The organism is Caballeronia sp. LZ008, from assembly GCF_031451435.1.
Lineage (GTDB): Bacteria > Pseudomonadota > Gammaproteobacteria > Burkholderiales > Burkholderiaceae > Caballeronia > Caballeronia zhejiangensis.
Genome location: NZ_JARUXK010000001.1, coordinates 1,568,736 through 1,587,490, shown reverse-complemented (window position 1 = coordinate 1,587,490; position 18,755 = coordinate 1,568,736). Strand labels below are relative to the sequence as shown.

17 protein-coding genes are annotated in these 18,755 nt (G+C 63.3%); 16 read left to right on the top strand and 1 reads right to left on the bottom strand.

The features are described 5' to 3' along the window. Positions 1–141: 141 nt before the first annotated feature. Positions 142–840 carry a Bax inhibitor-1/YccA family protein gene (locus tag QCE49_RS07410; RefSeq protein WP_008349366.1) on the bottom strand — a complete coding sequence of 233 codons (699 nt, stop codon included), beginning with the start codon at positions 838–840 and terminating at the stop codon, positions 142–144. Between the two features lie 330 nt (positions 841–1,170). On the opposite strand from QCE49_RS07410, the gene ndk reads away from it, so the two are divergent. The 16 genes from ndk to QCE49_RS07330 all read left to right on the top strand — a co-directional run bounded on the left by ndk (position 1,171) and on the right by QCE49_RS07330 (position 18,529). After that, a complete protein-coding gene (gene ndk, locus QCE49_RS07405; RefSeq protein ID WP_008349368.1) occupies positions 1,171–1,596 on the top strand; it encodes a nucleoside-diphosphate kinase in 426 nt (141 codons plus the stop codon). Positions 1,597–1,743: 147 nt separating this feature from the next. Continuing rightward, the gene (gene rlmN, locus QCE49_RS07400; protein WP_008349370.1) at positions 1,744–2,886 is read left to right on the top strand and encodes a 23S rRNA (adenine(2503)-C(2))-methyltransferase RlmN; all 1,143 of its coding nucleotides are present in this window, start codon (positions 1,744–1,746) and stop codon (positions 2,884–2,886) included. A 184-nt stretch (positions 2,887–3,070) separates the two neighbouring features. Further along, on the top strand, positions 3,071–4,198 hold the full coding sequence (locus QCE49_RS07395; protein WP_034473736.1) for a helix-turn-helix domain-containing protein: 1,128 nt from the start codon (positions 3,071–3,073) through the stop codon (positions 4,196–4,198). Positions 4,199–4,329: 131 nt separating this feature from the next. Then, the gene (gene ispG, locus QCE49_RS07390; protein ID WP_008349373.1) at positions 4,330–5,646 is read left to right on the top strand and encodes a flavodoxin-dependent (E)-4-hydroxy-3-methylbut-2-enyl-diphosphate synthase; all 1,317 of its coding nucleotides are present in this window, start codon (positions 4,330–4,332) and stop codon (positions 5,644–5,646) included. A gap of 6 nt (positions 5,647–5,652) precedes the next feature. Continuing rightward, positions 5,653–7,002, top strand: coding sequence for a histidine--tRNA ligase (hisS, locus tag QCE49_RS07385; protein ID WP_008349374.1), 1,350 nt, complete (start codon positions 5,653–5,655; stop codon positions 7,000–7,002). A 102-nt stretch (positions 7,003–7,104) separates the two neighbouring features. Next, complete coding sequence (locus tag QCE49_RS07380) at positions 7,105–7,734, top strand: tetratricopeptide repeat protein (RefSeq protein ID WP_008349377.1); 630 nt, start codon at positions 7,105–7,107, stop codon at positions 7,732–7,734. 135 nt (positions 7,735–7,869) lie between these two features. Then, positions 7,870–9,015 carry an outer membrane protein assembly factor BamB gene (gene bamB / locus QCE49_RS07375; RefSeq protein ID WP_008349379.1) on the top strand — a complete coding sequence of 382 codons (1,146 nt, stop codon included), beginning with the start codon at positions 7,870–7,872 and terminating at the stop codon, positions 9,013–9,015. Between the two features lie 391 nt (positions 9,016–9,406). Further along, the gene (der, locus tag QCE49_RS07370; RefSeq protein WP_008349381.1) at positions 9,407–10,747 is read left to right on the top strand and encodes a ribosome biogenesis GTPase Der; all 1,341 of its coding nucleotides are present in this window, start codon (positions 9,407–9,409) and stop codon (positions 10,745–10,747) included. A gap of 161 nt (positions 10,748–10,908) precedes the next feature. After that, entirely contained in the window at positions 10,909–11,145 is a 237-nt protein-coding gene (hfq, locus tag QCE49_RS07365; RefSeq protein WP_008349383.1) for an RNA chaperone Hfq, read from the top strand. A gap of 87 nt (positions 11,146–11,232) precedes the next feature. Continuing rightward, the gene (hflX, locus tag QCE49_RS07360) at positions 11,233–12,501 is read left to right on the top strand and encodes a GTPase HflX (RefSeq protein WP_008349385.1); all 1,269 of its coding nucleotides are present in this window, start codon (positions 11,233–11,235) and stop codon (positions 12,499–12,501) included. 60 nt (positions 12,502–12,561) lie between these two features. Further along, positions 12,562–13,938: an FtsH protease activity modulator HflK gene (hflK, locus tag QCE49_RS07355; RefSeq protein WP_008349387.1), complete on the top strand. Its 1,377-nt coding sequence runs from the start codon at positions 12,562–12,564 to the stop codon at positions 13,936–13,938. 10 nt (positions 13,939–13,948) lie between these two features. Continuing rightward, entirely contained in the window at positions 13,949–14,851 is a 903-nt protein-coding gene (hflC, locus tag QCE49_RS07350; protein WP_008349390.1) for a protease modulator HflC, read from the top strand. Positions 14,852–14,908: 57 nt separating this feature from the next. Further along, on the top strand, positions 14,909–15,100 hold the full coding sequence (locus QCE49_RS07345; protein WP_033536382.1) for a DUF2065 domain-containing protein: 192 nt from the start codon (positions 14,909–14,911) through the stop codon (positions 15,098–15,100). Between the two features lie 114 nt (positions 15,101–15,214). Continuing rightward, on the top strand, positions 15,215–16,366 hold the full coding sequence (locus QCE49_RS07340; RefSeq protein ID WP_008349394.1) for an ATP phosphoribosyltransferase regulatory subunit: 1,152 nt from the start codon (positions 15,215–15,217) through the stop codon (positions 16,364–16,366). 155 nt (positions 16,367–16,521) lie between these two features. Beyond that, a complete protein-coding gene (locus QCE49_RS07335) occupies positions 16,522–17,868 on the top strand; it encodes an adenylosuccinate synthase (RefSeq protein WP_250434820.1) in 1,347 nt (448 codons plus the stop codon). A 100-nt stretch (positions 17,869–17,968) separates the two neighbouring features. Then, positions 17,969–18,529 (top strand): phosphoribosyltransferase, encoded by a 561-nt coding sequence (locus QCE49_RS07330; RefSeq protein WP_008349397.1) that lies wholly within the window; start codon positions 17,969–17,971, stop codon positions 18,527–18,529. The last annotated feature ends 226 nt before the right edge of the window (positions 18,530–18,755 follow it).

Sequence of the window (18,755 nt, the reverse complement as noted above, 5' to 3'; positions counted from 1 at the left end):
CAAGCATCGCACCGAGAAGTTAACAGTCCGGCGCTCCGTTTACAACCACTTCTCGCTCCACAAACAAAAATGCCGTTCAGCGCTAACTGAACGGCATTAGGCCCGAAGGCCGGTTTTTCGTTTCGGCCGCGTTTGGCGCGCTTAGTTGCGGTTGCCGCCGAAGATGCCGAGCAGCGCCAGCAGGTTCGTGAACACGTTATACAGGTCGAGATAGATCGCGAGCGTCGCGCTGATGTAGTTCGTCTCGCCGCCGTTCACCACGCGCTGCACGTCGAACAGCATGTACGCCGAGAAGATCACGATGGCGAGCACGGAGATCGTCATCATGAGCGCGGGCAACTGCAGGAAGATGTTCGCGAACGCCGCCAGCAGAATGACGATCACGCCCATGAACAGGAACTTGCCGAGGCCCGAGAAATCGCGCTTGCTGACGGTCGCGATGGTCGCCATGGCCGCGAAGATCACGCCCGTGCCACCGAAGGCCATCATGATCAGTTGCGGTCCGTTCGAGAACCCGAGAATGAAGCTCAGGAGACGCGAGAGCATCAGGCCCATGAAGAACGTGAAGCCGAGCAGGACGACCACGCCCATGCCGCTGTTCTTGGTTTTCTCGATGGCGAACATGAAGCCGAACGCGATCGCGAGGAACGCGATGAAGCTCATTGCCGGGCTGGTAGCCGCGAACAGCGAGAAGCCCGTCGCGACGCCGACCCATGCGCCGAGCACCGTCGGCACCATCGAGAGCGCGAGCAGCCAGTAGGTGTTGCGCAGCACGCGGTTGCGCACCTCGACCGAGGTGACGCTGCCATTACGGCCAAAGCTGTAGGGTGATTCGTTCATGGTTTCTCCTTGCTCCAATTGTCTGTCGTTCGGTCTTCCCGCGACTTCGTCATATACGAATGATAAGGTGCGCGGACTTAAGCCAATATTAGAACCGCTTGGTGCCCGCACCGCGTGGTTCCGGTTGCAATGCAGCGTTTTGTTCCAATATGGCCCCGGCGCGCGCCGAATTCAATAGCCCGAAAGGTCAGTTCGGCCGTCCGGACAGCCACGTCCTCGCAGGGTTTGATCCTTACGATGCCGTAAGGTTTCAATCGCAATCATACATTGCTTCGTGCTACAATTGTCGATTCGTTTTAATCCGTAAACCGTTCATTTTTTGGAGTTTTTATGGCGATCGAGCGCACCCTGTCGATTATCAAGCCGGACGCAGTGGCAAAGAACGTTATCGGCCAGATCTACAGCCGTTTCGAGAACGCAGGTCTGAAGATCATTGCGTCGCGCATGGTTCATCTGTCGCGCGCCGACGCCGAGAAGTTCTACGCCGTGCACGCCGCACGTCCGTTCTTCAAGGATCTGGTCGAATTCATGATCTCGGGTCCGGTGATGATTCAAGTCTTGGAAGGCGAGAACGCCATCCTGAAGAATCGCGACCTGATGGGCGCGACCGACCCGAAGAAGGCGGACAAGGGCACGATCCGCGCCGACTTCGCCGACAGCATCGACGCGAACGCGGTTCACGGTTCGGACGCGCCGGAAACGGCAGCGCAAGAAGTTGCGTTCTTCTTCCCGCAAGTGAACGTCTACTCGCGTTAATTTTCGCGTTGAAAGCCGCGATGGCTGTTCGGTCATCGCGGGCATCGCGCCTCGACGCAATAAAAGCGGTACGAAAAGAAGCAGAAATTGGCGCGAACGGTCCCGGGAAGATACCGGGCTTCGCAATCTGAAATGGCAGAACTTGACATGACGAGCAGCACCACCGTCAATCTCCTCGATCTCGACGCCGCCGGGCTCACCGCGTACTGCGCGAGCTTGGGCGAAAAGCCGTTTCGCGCCAAGCAATTGCAGCGCTGGATCCACCAATATGGTGCCGAAGACTTCGACGGCATGACGGATCTCGCGAAATCGCTGCGCGAAAAACTCAAGGGCCGCGCCAACATGGCGATGCCCGACATCATCAGCGACCACGTTTCCGCCGACGGCACTCGCAAATGGCTGGTCGACGTCGGCAACGGCAACGCGGTCGAAACCGTGTTCATCCCCGAAGAGACGCGCGGCACGCTGTGCGTGTCGTCGCAGGCGGGTTGCGCGGTGAACTGCCGGTTCTGTTCCACCGGCAAGCAGGGCTTTTCCCGAAACCTGACGACGGGCGAGATCATCGGCCAGTTGCGCATGGCGGAGTTCGCGCTGCGCAAGTCGCTCGGGCGCGAAGTCGGCGGGCCGGGCAAGGGCGAGCGCGTCGTCACGAACGTCGTGATGATGGGCATGGGCGAGCCGATGCTCAATTACGACGCCGTCGTGCCGGCCATGCGCCTGATGCTCGACGACAACGCCTATGGCTTGTCGCGCCGTCGCGTGACCTTGTCGACCTCCGGCGTCGTGCCGATGATGGACCGCCTCGCGGCCGACCTGCCGGTGGCGCTCGCGGTATCGCTGCACGCGCCGAACGATCCGCTGCGCGACATGCTGGTCCCGCTGAACAAGAAGTACCCGCTGCGTGAATTGATGGCCGCGTGTCAGCGTTATCTGAAGGTCGCGCCGCGCGACTTCATCACGTTCGAATATTGCATGCTCGACGGCGTCAACGACACCGAAGCGCACGCGCGCGAATTGCTTGCCGTGACGCGCGACGTGCCGTGCAAGTTCAATCTGATCCCGTTCAATCCGTTTCCGGAGTCGGGGTTGACGCGCTCGAAGAACGAGCAGATCAAGCGGTTCGCGCAGGTGTTGATCGATGCGGGCGTCGTAACGACCGTGCGCAAGACGCGCGGCGACGATATCGACGCTGCGTGCGGTCAACTCGCGGGCGCGGTGCAGGACCGCACGCGTCTTGCCGAACGCATGGGCCGTGCAGGCAGCAAGACGATCGAGGTGCGGGCGGTCTGACCGGGCGTCCGCATCGAAAAAAGCCGCAGCGGAGGGCGCAGCAAGCGTCTGGATGCGGCGCTAAAAGCCGAACATTTTGTTATAAAGCGGTCTGCAATGGCGCTGCGGTTGTATCGTGCACGGGGTTTTTGGAACCGAACGACGCAACAGCGCTATATAGAAGAATCGATGCGAGGAATTTGGCATGAGTGAGCCGCAGCACCCGACGCCTTTCGGCAGTCATTCCGGCAACAACCGGTCCGGCAGTCAGTACGACGGCCTGGGCGACGCGGAAAGGGCGGCATCGAATGCGAGCCAGGCGGGGAATCTGGACTCGATACAGGCGGTCGGCGCGCGTCTCGCGCAACTTCGCCAGGCGAAAGCATGGTCGATCGACGACGTTTCCGCGCGTCTCAAGGTGTCGCCGCCGAAACTGCTCGCGCTCGAAGCGGGCGATATCAGCCAGTTGCCCGATCGCACGTTCGCGGCGGGCATCGTGCGCAGTTACGCGAAGATTCTCGGCGCCGATCCGGCGCCGTTCACGCAGGCGTTCCGGCGCAGCGGCGATGACATCGCGCAGAATCTGAAGGTGCCGGCGTCGGCGGGCGCGGGTCTGCCGCGCGGACGCGTGTCGGTGCCGCTCGGCAATTCGTCGGGCCGCAAGCGCTCGTGGATGTGGGGCGTGCTCGCCATCATCGTCGTGCTGGCCGTGCTCGTGATGTGGCACACCGGCGGCGATTCGAACAACTGGCTCGCGCGCCTCAAGGCGACGACGGGCATCGGTCTGTCGTCGACGTCCGCGCCTGCTTCGGCATCGAACGAAGCGTCGGGCACGACATCCGCGCCGACGCCCGACGAGGCCGCGGCCGCCAACACCGGCGAAGCGTCGCTGCCCGAAGTGGCGGCCGGCCCGGGCGAGCAGCCGATGCCGCGTCCGCTCGGCACGAACGCGCTGCCGGCTTCGTCGTCGACGCTGTCCGCGGTGCAGGGCGCGAGCGCGCCGGCTGCGGCGGCGCCCGCATCGGCCGCGAAGCCTGCTTCGGCTGTTGCGATGGCGGCGTCGGCTCCGGCCGTCGCGGGCAGCGGTTCGAGCGCGATCGAATTGAAAGTGAAGGAAGATAGCTGGTTCAGCGTGCGCGGCAAGGACGGCAAGGAACTGTATTCCGGACTCGTGCGCGCGGGCAACACCCAGCGCGTGGAAGGCGAGGCGCCGTTCAAGGTGACCGTCGGCAACGTGAAGGGCGTCGAGTCGCTGTCGGTCGATGACGAGCCCGTCGACGCCAAACGCTATTCGTCCGCACGCGGAAACGTCGCGCGTCTCTCGCTGCCTTGAGCTTGCGAGATCGATCTGTCCAGCGCGGCGGACAAGTCGAGGGCGTCACGGTGCAAGCCGTGACGCCCGTTTGAGGTTCCACACACGCGACCGGCGCCGTATCGGCGGCAAGGTTGCCAAAGGGTTTTTCGATGCAATCCGAAGCTCAATCCCTGATCAACAGCAAGATTTGTTCGACCGAGCCGGTCTTCGGCGGTCCGTTGACGCGCCGGTCATCGCATGCCGTCGACGTGCGCTGGGGTGGCCAGCTCGTGACGATCGGCGGCGATTCGCCGGTGCGCGTGCAGTCGATGACCAACACCGACACGGCGGACGCGATTGGCACGGCCATCCAGATCAAGGAACTGGCGCAGGCGGGCTCCGAGCTCGTCCGCATTACGGTGAATACGCCGGAAGCGGCGGCGGCCGTGCCGCATATCCGCGAGCAGCTCGATCGCATGGGCGTGACGGTGCCGCTCGTCGGCGATTTCCACTACAACGGCCATCTGCTGCTGCGCGATCATCCCGCGTGCGCCGAGACGCTGTCGAAATACCGGATCAATCCGGGCAACGTCGGCCAGGGCGCGAAGCGCGACACGCAATTCGCGCAGATGATCGAAGCCGCGATCAAATACGACAAGCCGGTGCGTATCGGCGTGAACTGGGGCAGTCTCGATCAGGATCTGCTCGCGCGCATGATGGACGAAAACGCCGCGCGTTCGAATCCGTGGGAACTGCAAAGCGTGATGTACGAGGCTCTGATTCAATCCGCGGTCGGCTCGGCGGAGCGCGCCGTCGAACTGGGTCTCGGCCGCGACAAGATCATCCTGTCGTGCAAGGTCAGCGGCGTGCAGGATCTGATCGCCGTGTATCGCGAACTCGCGAAGCGTTGCAGCTTCGCGCTCCATCTCGGCCTGACCGAAGCGGGCATGGGCTCGAAGGGCATCGTTGCATCGACGGCGGCGCTTTCGGTGCTGCTGCAGGAAGGCATCGGCGACACCATTCGCATTTCGCTCACGCCGGAACCGGGCGGCGCGCGCACCGGCGAAGTCGTCGTCGGCCAGGAAATCCTGCAGACGATGGGCCTGCGCTCCTTCACGCCGATGGTCATCGCGTGTCCCGGCTGCGGCCGCACGACGAGCACGCTGTTCCAGGAGTTGGCGTCGCAGATTCAAAGCTACTTGCGCAACTCGATGCCCACGTGGCGCGATCAGTACCCCGGCGTCGAGAAGATGCACGTCGCGGTGATGGGCTGCATCGTCAACGGGCCGGGCGAATCGAAGCACGCCAATATCGGCATCAGCTTGCCGGGTTCGGGCGAGAATCCGGCGGCGCCCGTGTTCATCGACGGCGTGAAGGTGAAGACGCTGCGCGGCGAGCGCATCGCCGAGGAATTCCAGCAAATCGTCAGCGACTATGTCGAGCGTACCTATGGGCAGCGCGTCGAGACGTCCGCGGCATCACTCTAAAGACAGATGACTGAACAGAAGAAACGGCTCGAGAAACTGAGCGGCGTGAAGGGCATGAACGACATCCTCCCGCAGGATGCCGCGTTGTGGGATTTCTTCGAAACCACCGTCAAGTCGATGCTGCGCGCATACGGCTATCAGAACATCCGCACGCCGATCGTCGAGCACACGCAGTTGTTCACGCGCGGCATCGGCGAAGTGACCGACATCGTCGAGAAGGAGATGTACAGCTTCACCGACGCGCTCAACGGCGAGCATCTGACGATGCGCCCGGAGAACACCGCGGCGGTCGTGCGCGCGACCATCGAGCACAACCTGTTGTACGACGGCCCGAAGCGTCTGTGGTACGTCGGTCCGATGTTCCGCCATGAGCGTCCGCAGCGCGGGCGTTATCGCCAGTTCCATCAGGTCGGCGTGGAGGCGCTCGGCTTCGCCGGGCCGGACACCGACGCCGAAATCATCATGATGTGCCAGCGTCTGTGGGACGACCTCGGACTCACCGGCATCCGCCTCGAACTGAATTCGCTCGGTCAGGCCGAAGAGCGCGCGGCGCATCGCAAGGAACTGATCGCGTATCTGGAAAAACACGTCGATTCCCTCGACGAGGAAGCGAAGCGCCGGCTCTACACGAACCCGCTGCGCGTGCTCGACACGAAGAATCCGGCGATGCAGGAGATCGCGCAGAACGCACCGAAGCTCGTCGACTTTCTCGGCGACGCATCGCGCAAGCACTTCGAGGGCGTGCAGCGGCTTTTGAAGGCGAACAACATTCCCTTTACGATCAACCCGCGTCTCGTGCGCGGTCTCGACTACTACAACCTGACCGTGTTCGAGTGGGTCACCGACAAGCTCGGCGCGCAGGGCACGGTCGCGGGCGGCGGTCGCTATGATCCGCTGATCGAACAGCTCGGCGGCAAGCCGACGGCCGCGTGCGGCTGGGCCATGGGCGTCGAGCGCATCCTAGAATTGCTGAAGGAAGAGCAGCTCGTACCGGAAGCCGAAGGCACGGACGTCTATGTCGTGCATCAGGGCGAAGCGGCGGCGGAGCAGGCGTTCATCGTCGCCGAGCGGCTGCGCGACACGGGTCTCGACGTCATTCTGCATTGCAGCCCGGACGGCGCGTCCGCGAGCTTCAAGTCGCAGATGAAAAAGGCCGACGCGAGCGGCGCGGCGTTCGCCGTAGTGCTCGGAGAGGACGAACTCGCGCAAGGTATGATCGGCGTCAAGCCGCTGCGCCGCTCGATCGACGAAACGTCTGGCGGACAAAAGAACGAGCAAGTGAACGTTCGGGCGGAAGACTTGACCGAATACCTAATCAATGCGATGGTTGCAACCGCCGATGACGAGGGTGCCTGAGATTCAGGCGCATTGCCGCGCGCGTGGGCCTGATCGGGGCGATCCGGCATCGTGCGCGGAACTCGTTGAGGGAATTGAAACGCAGGAAGGAATAGCTGGACGATGAGCTATCACGACGAACAAGAATCACTTGAAAGCGTAAAGGCCTGGTGGGCCAAATGGGGTAACACCACGACGTGGGTTGTGCTCGTGGCGCTCGTCATTGCGGCCGGGTACAACGGATGGAATTTCTGGCAGCGCCGTCAGGCCGCCGAGGCGTCGGTGCTTTACGACCATCTGCAGCAGGCAGTGGACGGAAACAATCAGGCGTTGGTCCAGCGCGTCGCGACGGACATGGAAGACAAGTTCGGCGGCACCGGCTACGCGCAGATGACCGCGCTCGCGGCCGCGAAATCGCTCTACATGGCGGGCAACACGGCTGGCGCGAAGGCGCAACTGCAATGGGCCATCGACCATGCGAAGGACGAAGAGTACAAGCAGATCGCGAAGCTGCGTCTGGCGCTCGTGCTGCTCGACGAGAAGAACTACGACGCGGGCCTGAAACTGCTCGCCGAGCAGCCTCTCGAAGCGTTCAAAGGCGTGATCGCGGACCGCCGTGGCGACCTGCTCGCAGCTCAAGGCAAACGCGACGACGCGCGCGCGGCCTACAAGGTCGCGCTGACGGCGCTGCCCGAGAACGACACGTCCGCCCGTCAGCTGATTCAGTTCAAGCTCGACGCGCTCGGCGGCTGATCCGGCTGGTTTCCAATCGGTTCGTCTTCGATCCCTGCCATCAGTCAATCAAGCCGCCCGCCACGGTGTCGCCATGAAGCGACGCGGCGGGCAGCGCCGATCAACCCAATTCACCAATTCATGTTGCGTCCACCGATGACATTTTTGAAACGCTACGCCGTGCCGCTCGCTTGCGCGATGACCGTCTTGTTGACCGCTTGCTCGTCGACCAAGGATGAACGCCGCGTGCCGGTACCGCTCGCGGAGTTCAAGCCGGTGCTGAACGTCAACCAGGCGTGGAAGGCAAGCGTCGGCAAGGCTGGCCGTTATCTGTTCTCGCCGGTCGCGGTCGGCGATTACGTTTATGCCGCGGGCGCGAACGGCTCCGTCGCTAAAATCGACGCGAAGACCGGTCAGGACGTCTGGCGCGTCAAACTGAAGGACGATCTGTCCGCGGGCGTCGGCAGCGACGGCAATCTCACGGCCGTAGGCGGTCTGAAGGGGCAGGTCGACGTGCTCGGCCCCGACGGCAAGCTGCTGTGGACAGCAACCGCGCCGGGCGAGATCGTTTCGCCGCCGCTGGTCGGCAACGATCTCGTGATCGTGCGTACGATCGACGGTAAGGTCATCGCGTTCAACGCGCAGACCGGCGAGCAGAAGTGGATCTTCCAGTTGCGCGCGGTGCCACTGAATCTGCGCGTCGCGGCCGGCATGACGTTCGCGGCCAATCAGGCTGTGCTCGCGGGCTTCCCCGGCGGCACGTTCGCGGCGATCAACCTGCAATCGGGCGATGCCTTCTGGCAAGCGCCGGTGTCGTATCCGAAGGGCGTGACCGAAGTCGAGCGCATCAACGACGTGACCGGCGCGCCGGGACTCGTCGGCGCGCAGACTTGCGCGGTGACGTTCCAGGGCCGTATCGGCTGCTTCGATGCAAATTCGGGCCGCCCGGTTTGGGAAAAGAACTTTTCGAGCGACAGCGGCCTGGCTCAGGACGAGCAGATCGTGGCCGCCGGCGACGACTGGTCGGTCGTCAATGCGTTCCGCGCGTCGGATGGCACGCCGCTCTGGAAGACGGACGTGCTGAAGAACCGCAGTGTCAGCGTGCCGTACATTCTCGGCCGCGCGGTCGTCGTGGGCGATTACAAGGGCTTCGTGCACTTCCTGAACGTGGAAAACGGCGAACTGATCGGCCGCGCGCCGACCGATGGCAGCGCGATCACCGCTGCGCCCGTGATGGCGGGCAACACGCTCGTCGTGCAGACGCATGACGGCGATCTCTACGGTTTCCGTCCGAGCAACTGATCGCAGCCGGACCGCGAGCGAGTCAGGCTTGCTCGCGGTCTGAATAGCAAGCGCGCCGTCGATGTTGCGCGGCGCGGCAGGCTCGCCACGGCGAGCCGCACGAGAAAGAAGCGCTGCGTCATGCGCGCATCGCGATAAAACCCGCATGCAAAAGCAGGGTCGCAAGAACGAAGCGCGACGCGCGAAGGCGTCGTGCAAGAAGAGCCTCGAACGAGGCGGAACCGGCGAACGACCGCCGACGATCCGGCCGACCAGCGCGCCTCGCGTGCGGCAGGCCGAATCCATGCTAATTTTCGACAAGCGCAGCCATTGCGCGGCGTAGCGGAACGCAACGAGACGGTTGTACCGCCCGTTCCGCGTTCGCCTTGCGTTCAACCTTGAACAAAATCAGATGAAACCCGTGATTGCCCTCGTCGGGCGCCCCAATGTTGGGAAATCGACTCTTTTCAACCGGCTGACGCGCTCGCGCGACGCGCTCGTCGCGGATTTGCCGGGCCTGACGCGCGACCGTCATTACGGCGAAGGCCGTGTGGGCGGCGAACGCCCGTATCTCGTGGTGGACACGGGCGGCTTTGAGCCGGTGGCGAAGGACGGCATTCTGCACGAGATGGCGCGGCAGACGCGCCAGGCGGTGGAAGAGGCCGATATCGTCGTGTTCATCGTCGATGGACGCAATGGGCTCGCGCCGCAGGACAAGGCGATCGCCGACTATCTGCGCAAGACGGGCCGGCCGCTCTTTCTCGTCGTCAACAAGGCCGAAGGCATGAAGTACTCGGCGGTCGCGGCGGACTTCTACGAGCTCGGTCTCGGCGATCCGCGCGCGATCTCGGCGGCGCACGGCGACGGCGTCGTCGAAATGATCAACGACGCGCTGGATATCGCGTACAAGGATCAGCCGGAAGAGTCGGAAGACGAGAAGGCGAAACATGGCGTCAAGATTGCGATCGTCGGGCGTCCGAACGTCGGCAAGTCGACGCTCGTGAACACGCTGATCGGCGAAGAGCGGGTGATCGCGTTCGACATGCCGGGCACCACGCGCGATTCGATTTATGTTGATTTCGAGCGACAAGGCCGCAAATACACATTGATCGACACGGCCGGCCTGCGTCGGCGCGGCAAGGTGTTCGAAGCGATCGAAAAGTTTTCGGTCGTGAAGACGCTGCAGTCGATCGCGGATGCCAACGTCGTCATTCTTCTCCTCGATGCGCAGCAGGACATCTCGGAACAGGACGCGCATATCGCCGGTTTCGTGGTCGAGCAGGGCCGTGCGCTCGTGGTGGGCGTGAACAAGTGGGACGGTCTCGATTCGCATGTGCGTGAGCGCACGAAGTCGGACCTGACGCGCAAGCTCAAGTTTTTGGACTTTGCTAAATTCCACTACGTTTCGGCGCTGGAGAAGACGGGCATCGGCGCGTTGATGAAATCGGTCGACGACGCCTACGCCGCCGCGATGGCCAAGCTGCCGACGCCGAAGCTGACGCGCGCGCTCATCGAGGCGGTGGAATTCCAGCAGCCGCGCCGGCGTGGCCCGGTGCGTCCGAAGCTGCGCTACGCGCATCAGGGCGGGCAAAATCCGCCGATCATCGTCGTGCACGGCAACGCGCTCGACGCGATCACGGACACGTACAAGCGATATCTGGAAGGGCGCTTTCGCGAAACTTTTGGGCTCGCCGGCACTCCACTTCGCATAGAGTTTCGATCGAGTCGAAACCCTTACGCGGACAAGGAGTAAGGGCCGCGTGAAGCCTTACGCTTCGGTGCCGCTGGCCATTTGGCCGATCCGGCTACTGAAACGTAAAACAGCGAAAATCAGCTATAGTGTAGCGATTGTCGGCGGATCTCTTTTTCTTCGTCCACAATACTTCCAACCTGCAAAAAAACACGGAGTTTGCTATGAGCAACAAAGGGCAATTGTTACAAGACCCGTTTTTGAACGCACTGCGTAAAGAGCACGTGCCGGTCTCGATCTATCTGGTCAACGGCATCAAGCTCCAAGGGAACATTGAATCGTTCGACCAGTACGTCGTGTTGCTCCGAAATACGGTCACCCAGATGGTCTATAAGCACGCCATTTCGACGGTCGTGCCCGCTCGCCCGGTGAACTTCCACCCGGACGCTGAACCGTCCTAAACCTCGTCGCGGCCGGCGCGAAATTGCCACTTCTAATGCGAACATTAAGCAACTCGCCGGTCGCTTCAAATACTTAAACATATTAATTTGATTAACGCAGCGCTCGTCGGCATCGACTTCGGCAAGATCGATTTCGAAGCCAGTCTCGAAGAACTCAGTCTGCTCGCACAAAGTGCGGGCGCCCATCCCGCCGTCACGCTCACCGGCCGCCGTCAGAGTCCCGATGCCAAGATGTTCATCGGCAGCGGCAAGGTCGAGGAACTGCGTCTGCAGTGCGAAGCGAACGACGTCGAACTCGTCATCTTCAATCACGCGCTCGCGCCCGCGCAGCAGCGCAATCTCGAAGTCGCGCTGAATCGCCGCGTGGTCGATCGCACGAGCCTCATTCTCGATATCTTCGCGCAGCGCGCCCGCAGTCACGAAGGCAAGCTGCAGGTCGAACTCGCGCAACTGCAATATCTGTCGACGCGCCTCATTCGCGCGTGGACTCACCTCGAACGGCAGAAGGGTGGTATCGGCCTGCGCGGTCCGGGCGAAACGCAGCTCGAAACCGACCGGCGTCTGATCGGCGAGCGCATCAAGGCGCTCAAGTCGCGTCTCGAGAAACTGCGCCGCCAGCACGGCACGCAGCGACGTCAGCGCGCGCGCAATCGCACGATGTCCGTGTCGCTCGTCGGCTATACGAACGCGGGCAAGTCCACCTTGTTCAACGCGCTCACGAAAGCGCAGGCGTACGCGGCGGACCAGCTCTTCGCCACCCTCGATACGACTTCGCGCCGCGTGTTCCTCGGCGAGGAAGCGGGCCATGTCGTCGTGTCGGATACCGTCGGGTTCATCCGCGAATTGCCGCACCAACTGGTCGCCGCATTCCGCGCCACGCTCGAAGAAACCATTCATGCGGACGTGCTGCTGCACGTCGTCGATGCATCGAGCGCGGTGCGCCTCGATCAGATCGATCAGGTGAACGAGGTGTTGCGCGGCATCGGCGCGGACAACATTCGACAGATTCTCGTCTTCAACAAGATCGATGCGGTGCCCGAGCTCGCGGCCCGTGGCGAAGCGGTTGAAAGGGACGAGTATGGTAATATTTCGCGCGTTTTCTTGAGCGCACGCACGGGTCAGGGGCTCGATGCGCTGCGCGCTGCCATCGCCGAAATAGCCACGGCGGAATCCGAAGAAACCGATGCGGGCCTACCCAGCGTGCTCGCCGAATTTCCGGGGCCGCACGAGGCGTCCGAAGCAACGCAATCCACGCAGTCCGGGTCAAACGCCATACACGACACGAACGCGCAGCCGGATGACCATCGGCCGGCCGTCGAGCGTGACAATCAAAAGGTTCCCGAGCACGGACACTGAGTGCCTTCGGAATTGCATCGACCCGGCGTCGACCCCGGCTGTCTAATGGTGAATCACCGAGTGAACGACTACAAAGAGCGGACTAACCGGCAAGCTGAGCCTGCCGTCTTTTCGATCAACGATCCGCGCTGGGGGCGGGGCGACGGCAATGGCGTGAAGAACGACTCGAAGCGTCCGCAGGACGGCAAGCGTCCGAACGGCAAGGACGAAGGTCCGCCCGATCTCGACGAGATGTGGCGCGAATTCAACCGCCGCATCGCGGGCGTGTTCGGCCGGAAGCCCGGCAACGGCGCGCCGCGCGAGAATGGCCGCGGCACGAAGATCGGGCTCGGCATCGTTATCGGCGTGCTTATCGCCATCTATCTCGGCAGCGGTGTGTTCGTCGTGCAGGACGGCCATGTCGGCGTCGTCTCCCAGTTCGGACAATATCGTCAGACGGTCGCGCAAGGCATCCACTGGCGTCTGCCGTATCCGTTCCAGTCGAGCGAAATCGTCGATACGTCGCAGATCCGCTCCGTCGAAGTCGGGCGCGGCACCGCGCTGTCGCAAGGCAACGTGCGCGACGCGTCGCTGCTGACGAACGACGCGGATATCGTCGACGTGCGCTTCGCCGTTCAATACCAGATCAAGTCGCCCACCGATTTCCTGTTCCGCAGCATCAACGCCGACGACAGCGTCACGCAAGCGGCGCAGTCGGCGATCCGCGAGATCGCCGGCAGTCTTTCGACGGACGACATGCTCTACAAGGATCGCGAAGCCCTCCGCGCGCGCCTCATCGAAACGATCCAGCGCTCGCTCGATACCTATCGCACCGGTCTGCAAGTGACGGGCGTCGCCGTGCAAAGCGTGCAGGTGCCGCAACAGGTGCAGTCGGCGTTCGAGGAAGCGGCGCGCGTGCGTCAGGACAACGAGCGCGCCCGCGATACGGCGCAAGCCTACGCGGATCAATTGTTGCCGCGCGCGAAGGCCGATGCCGCCAAGCTGATCGACGAGGCGAGGGCGTACAGCAATCGCGAAGTCACGCAGGCGCAGGGCGACGCGGAGCGCTTCAAAGAGGTGTACGCGGAATATTCGAAGGCGCCCGCGGTCATTCGTCAACGCATGTACCTGGACACGATGCAGCAGATCTACTCGCGCACGACGAAGGTGTTCGTCGATAGCAAGGCCGGCAATAACGTGGTGTATCTGCCGCTCGACAAGCTCGTCGAAGCCAATCGACAGCAGGTGAAGGAATCGGCGGATGCCGCCAGCGGCGCGGTGGCGTCGGGCGCGTCCGAAGCGCCTCAGGCGCGCGCGCAGGGCGCGGCGAGCGCATCGGCGCCGGCCGCGGTTGCGCCGGCCAGCGCGGCCAGCGGCGCGAGCGCCAATGCCGGCGGCGATCCGCTGCGTTCGCGCGATGCGTTCCGCTCCCGCAGTCGTCAAGACGACCTGCAATAAGGAGCGCGACATGAATCGAATTTTTGCGCTCATCGTCGCTGTCGTGATCGTGCTTTTCATCGGATCGTCGATGATCTTCACCGTCGACGAACGGCATGCCGCCGTCGTCGCCGCGCATGGCGAAGGCAATCCGCGTCTCGAAGGCCCGGGGCTGCATTTCAAGCTGCCGCCGCCGTTCCAGACGCTCACGCTCATCGACACGCGTACGCTCACCATCGACGAATCGGGCGCCGATCGTTTCTCGACATCGGACAAGAACGAAGTGCTGGTGAACACGGTGATCAAGTATCGCGTCGCCGATCCCTTGAAGCTCTTCGAAAGCAACGAGAAGAACACGCAGACGGCCGAGGAACGCATCACCGCGCTCACGCGCACCGCGCTCGCGAGCGGCTTCGCGAAGCGCTCGCTGACGGACGCGCTCGGCAATCAGCAGGCCATCGAAACCGACGCGCAGAAGAGCGTGGAAGGCGCGGCCGCGGCATTCGGCGTGCAAATGGTCGATTTGCAGATGACGCGCATCGACTTCCCGCCGGCCGTAGCCGATGCGGTCTACAAGCGCATGATCGCGGCGCGCCAGCAGGCGGCGGCGAACGAGCGCGCGAAGGGCACGGCGGAGGCGGACAAGATCAAGGCCGACGCCGAGCGCACGCAGCAGGCGATTCTCGCCGACGCGTACAGCCAGGCGCAGTCGATCAAGGGCGAAGGAGACAGCAAGGCGGCGGCCATAGCGGCCGATGCGTACGGACGCGATCCGCAGTTCTACCAGTTCTATCAGAGCCTCGAAGCGTATAAGAAGACGTTCAAGCCGGGCGACGTCATCGTCGTCGATCCGAGCAGCGACTTCTTCCGCTTCATGAAGAGCCCGACCGGCGGCGCGGCTGACACGCCGGCCCCGGCCACGGTGAAGCGCTGATCCCGTGCGCGCGCCGCGCGGCCAGCCTGTGCTGGCTGCGTGGCCTATAAAAATCCCTTGGACATGGCCGAGACGTTACTGCTCGCTCTTGCGTTGATGCTGATCATCGAAGGTATGTTTCCCTTCGTTTTTCCGACCGCGTGGCGCGACACTTTTCGCCGCATCGCGGAGCGGCCGACGCACCACATCCGCATCGGCGGGCTGGTCGCGATGGTGCTCGGCCTGATCCTGCTCCTGATCGCGACGTGAGCCGCGCCCGGCAGCATCGCACCGTTTCGCCTATCTTGTTTCTATCTTTTCGTCCCTGACCGACGAGCGCCACGCACGAAGCGTCGAGCCTCGCGTCCCGTAGGAATCGCATCGATGTCCACCTGGTTACTTCCCGAGAATATCGCCGACGTTCTGCCGTCGGAAGCCCGCAAGATCGAAGAGTTGCGCCGCCGTCTGCTCGACCGTTTCCGTTCCTACGGCTACGAACTCGTCATGCCGCCGATGCTCGAGTATCTCGAATCGCTGCTGACGAGCGGCGGAAGCGACCTGAATCTGCGCACCTTCAAGCTCGTCGATCAGCTGTCCGGGCGCACGCTCGGCCTGCGCGCGGACATCACGCCGCAGGTGTCGCGCATCGACGCGCATCTGCTGAATCGTCAGGGCGTGACGCGTCTGTGCTACGCGGGCGTCGTGCTGCATACGCGTCCGCGCGGGCTGCACGCCACGCGCGAGCAGATTCAGATCGGCGCGGAAATCTACGGTCACGCAGGACTGGAAGCGGATCTCGAGATCCAGCAATTGATGCTCGACTCGCTGCATCTCGCAGGTCTGACGAAAGTGCGTCTCGATCTGTGTCACGCGGGTGTGCTTGCCGCGTTGCTGGAACTCGAGCCGGCCGCGGCGTCGCTCGGCGAGGCGCTCTACGACGCGCTCGCGAGCAAGGACGTGCCGCGCCTCCACGAACTGACCGCGCATCTCGGACAGGTACCGCGCGAGGCGCTGCGCGCGCTGCCGTCGCTGTACGGCGATGCGTCGGTGCTGCAGATCGCGCGTGGCCGTCTGCCGAATCTGCCGGTGATCGCGCGCGCGCTCGACGATCTCGCGTTTCTCGCGGGGCAAGTCGAAGGCGCGGAACTGATGATCGATCTCGCGGACTTGCGCGGCTATGCGTATCACAGCGGCGTGATGTTCTCGGCTTACGTCGATGGCGTGCCGAACGCGGTCGCGCGCGGCGGCCGGTACGACGACGTCGGTCTGGCCTACGGCCGTGCGCGGCCCGCGACGGGCTTTTCGCTCGATCTGCGCGAAGTGGCGCGCATTTCCCCGGTCGACGCGCGCGGCAGCGCGATCCTCGCACCGTGGAAGCACGACGAGCCGCTGCGCGCGGCGATTCTTGCGCTCCGCGACGCGGGCGAAGTGGTGATCCAGGCGCTGCCCGGCCATGAACACGATCTGGACGAATTCGCGTTCGATCGCGTGCTCGTCGAACGTGACGGCAAGTGGACGGTCGAAACCCGCCCCTGAAGCGGCCAGCGCATACAGTCGCTTGATCGGCAAGGGATTTTGCTTAGCCGATTCCAATCGCGCGAGCGTGACGAAATCGCGAAACGCGTCCCGAAAAACTCGGAACCTTTCGCGAACATAGGTAAAATACGTTTTTAACCAGCTAACGAATCAACATGTCTGCCAGTGCAGTGAATGTGAACCCGGGGCGCAACGTCGTCGTGGTGGGCACCCAGTGGGGTGATGAGGGCAAGGGCAAGATCGTCGACTGGCTGACGGACCACGCCCAAGGCGTCGTGCGCTTCCAGGGCGGTCACAACGCCGGCCATACGCTCATCATCGGCGGCAAGAAGACCATTCTGCGCCTCATTCCGTCGGGCATCATGCGCGCGGGCACGGCCTGTTTCATCGGCAATGGCGTCGTGTTGTCGCCGGAAGCGCTGTTCAAGGAAATCGACGAACTGGAAGCGGCTGGCATCGACGTCCAGAAGCGCCTCTTCATTTCCGAAGCCGCCACGCTCGTTCTGCCGTACCACGTTGCCATCGACCAGGCGCGCGAAGCCAAGCGCGGCGCCGGCAAGATCGGCACGACCGGCCGCGGCATCGGCCCGGCGTACGAAGACAAGGTCGCGCGTCGCGGCTTGCGCGTGCAGGATCTCTTCGACCGTGCGGTGTTCGAGGAACGCCTGCGCGAAGCGCTCGACTTCCACAACTTCGTGCTGACGCAATACCTCGGCGCGAAAGCCGTCGATTTCCAGGAAACGCTCGACACGATGCTCGGCTATGCCGACCGTCTCGCGCCCATGGTCACGGACGTCTCCCGCCGCCTCTACGACGCGAACCACACCGGCAGCAATCTGCTGTTCGAAGGCGCGCAAGGCACGCTGCTCGATATCGACCACGGCACGTATCCGTTCGTCACGTCGAGCAACTGCGTCGCGGGCGCGGCAACGGCCGGCGCGGGCATCGGGCCGCAGCGTCTGAACTACATTCTCGGCATCACGAAGGCGTATTGCACGCGCGTCGGCTCGGGCCCGTTCCCGAGCGAGCTGTACGATGCCGACAATCCGCAACGCCAGGAAAAGGTCGGCCTGGATCTCGCGACCGTCGGCAAGGAATTCGGTTCGGTCACGGGCCGTCCGCGCCGCACCGGCTGGCTCGACGCCGCCGCGCTGCGCCGTGCGATCCAGATCAACGGCGTCTCGGGCTTGTGCATCACGAAGCTCGACGTGCTCGACGGCCTCGATGAAGTCAAGCTCTGCACCGGCTACACGCTCGACGGCAAGCCGGTCGATATCCTGCCGCGCGGCGCATCGGAAGTCGCGCGTTGCGAGCCGGTATACGAAACGTTCGGCGGCTGGAAGGAAAGCACCATCGGCATCACGCAATGGGACGGCCTGCCGGAGAACGCGCGCGCCTATCTCACGCGTGTGCAGGAAGTCGCGGGCGTGCCGATCGACATGGTGTCGACCGGTCCGGACCGTGACGAAACCATCCTGCTCCGTCATCCGTTCAAGGTCTGAGCGCGACAAGCGCCTCGACCGCAACCGGACGCTGTAAAGAATGTGGCCGCATCTGCGGCCACATTTCGTATATAACCTAAGCATTTGAAAGAGCCTCACCATGATCGCGATGACGGACCCGCGCAACGACGACAAGAACCTCTGGGTCGGCTGGGATGAATACCACCGGCTGATCGAACTGCTCGCACTGAAGGTGCACGAGTCGGGCTGGAAGTTCGACAAGATCCTATGCCTCGCGCGCGGCGGCCTGCGCGTGGGCGACCAGCTCTCGCGCATCTACGACCTGCCGCTCGCCATTCTCGCAACGAGCTCGTACCGCGAGGCGGCGGGCACGGAGCAGGGCGATCTCGACATCGCGCAATACATCACGATGACGCGCGGCGATCTGTCCGGCAACGTGCTGCTCGTCGACGATCTGGTCGATTCGGGCGTCACGCTCGCACGCGTGCAGGAGCATCTGAAGGAACGTTATCCGGCGATCACGGCCGTGCGCTCCGCGGTGCTCTGGTACAAGGCATGCTCCAAGGTCAAGCCCGACTATCACGTTCAGCATCTTGAAACGAATCCGTGGATTCATCAGCCGTTCGAGGAGTGGGACACGGTCCGTCCGCACAACCTCGGCGCATGGATCAAGCGCGGCACGCAAAACGGCCGCGGCTGAGCGCCACGGCCTGACCGTTCGCGCCGATAACGCCGTTCGCCTGGCACCAAGCCGGGCGCAACGGCGTTTTTCATTGGCTGCAGCGAACAGCGAAGCGCGAAGGATTGTGTCCGACGCGCTTGCCGACGCGTGCGAGGCGCGATGCTACACTCTCAATCGCGTCTCTCGTGGCGCTGCAGCAACACGCGAGACGGCATCTTGGCGTGCGACGTTAGATAGAATGGCG